Source organism: Xenorhabdus santafensis (assembly GCF_033949405.1).
Lineage (GTDB): Bacteria > Pseudomonadota > Gammaproteobacteria > Enterobacterales > Enterobacteriaceae > Xenorhabdus > Xenorhabdus santafensis.
In genome coordinates, this window is sequence record NZ_VCDN01000161.1 from 1 (window position 1) to 1,091 (window position 1,091).

Consider the following 1,091-nt stretch of genomic DNA (forward strand, 5'->3'; position numbering starts at 1 on the left):
CAGGGTTCGCAATACCGGAGATCAACCAATCCGGCGAGGCCGAAGCCTCCCCTACCTGAACCGCCATAGAAAAGGCGAATGCAAGCGCACTGGCAGAAACATCCTACCAGTGGGTCGATCATTACAGGGTTGCGAATCCCTGCCATTGGATTGTGCCAATGGCGAGGTTACTTTAACGGATTGTTTTATCTATCTCAATAACTGAACTGCTAAGTTGAACGACTATAAACCCGCTCCACATAACGCCCGCGACCATCGCCGTGTCCCAAATCCATTGAAACCAATGCCCTTGACTCTTGATGACTAAAACCATTTTGTTGATAAAACACCAGTGCTTCCTGCGCCCATGCATACCGCAAACTATGAGGAGAGTGGTAGCCCTTTAACCCAATCTTTGTAGTATGTGCGCGCCAGTAGTTCATGGCCTGCTTGAGATCTGGCTTATCAATCAATCTGCCACCTCTCTGCTCAGTCACTGCAATGGCCTGTTCTACAGCCTCTTTCACCGCCGCAACATCCAATACACGGGTTTGCCTTGGTCGGCCGCCTTTTGTACCAAAAACAACATGCAATTTTGGCTCTGGTTGTTCTAATTGTTTTCGCCAGCTTTCCAATGAAGCACTACACTGCACCGCTTCCTGAGAACGCAGCCCCATCAAGCGGGCAAGTTTCAATGTGACGGCGAATCCAGCATCACGCTCAAGGGCTTTCTGATACACAGTCTGAAACGTGGCATCAGAGATCGCCTGCTTCGTGCCGGCGCGGCTGGCTCCATTTAATCCCAACGCCTTATTGCTCAAACTCGGAGAGGTTTCCAGTTTCTCCCTGCCTGCCATGCGGAAAATATTACGCAGAGCGGACATTTCATTTTGCACCGTTCGCTTAGCGACCCCCTGCGATAAACGGGCATCAACGTAATGCTCCACATGCTTGGTTTTTAAATGGCCAAGGCTTTTAACTTGAATATTCAAACTCAATAACAACGCCCCCAAACGCCCCGCGATCCGAATGCGGTCATGACAGGTTTTATGGCTGCCACCGCCCTGTCGGGCAAAAAATTTTAATTCCTTAATCAATCGGCTCATCCGTTT

General features: G+C 49.8%; 2 protein-coding genes. One reads left to right on the forward strand and one right to left on the reverse strand.

Features of this window, described 5'->3' with window-relative positions; all coding sequences use genetic code 11:
* On the forward strand, positions 1 to 205 hold a 205-nt coding region (locus tag FE392_RS19505; protein WP_319931798.1), incomplete at its 5' end, for a hypothetical protein.
* Positions 206 to 209: 4 nt separating this feature from the next.
* Here FE392_RS19505 and FE392_RS19510 read toward each other — a convergent pair.
* Positions 210 to 1,085 carry an integrase domain-containing protein gene (locus FE392_RS19510; RefSeq protein ID WP_319931799.1) on the reverse strand — a complete coding sequence of 292 codons (876 nt, stop codon included), beginning with the start codon at positions 1,083 to 1,085 and terminating at the stop codon, positions 210 to 212.
* Positions 1,086 to 1,091: the final 6 nt, after the last annotated feature.

Bases quoted from the DNA above. Each gene is read 5' to 3' on its own strand.
- FE392_RS19510 (WP_319931799.1), bottom strand. From the start codon at position 1,085: ATGAGCCGATTGATTAAGGAATTAAAATTTTTTGCCCGACAGGGCGGT.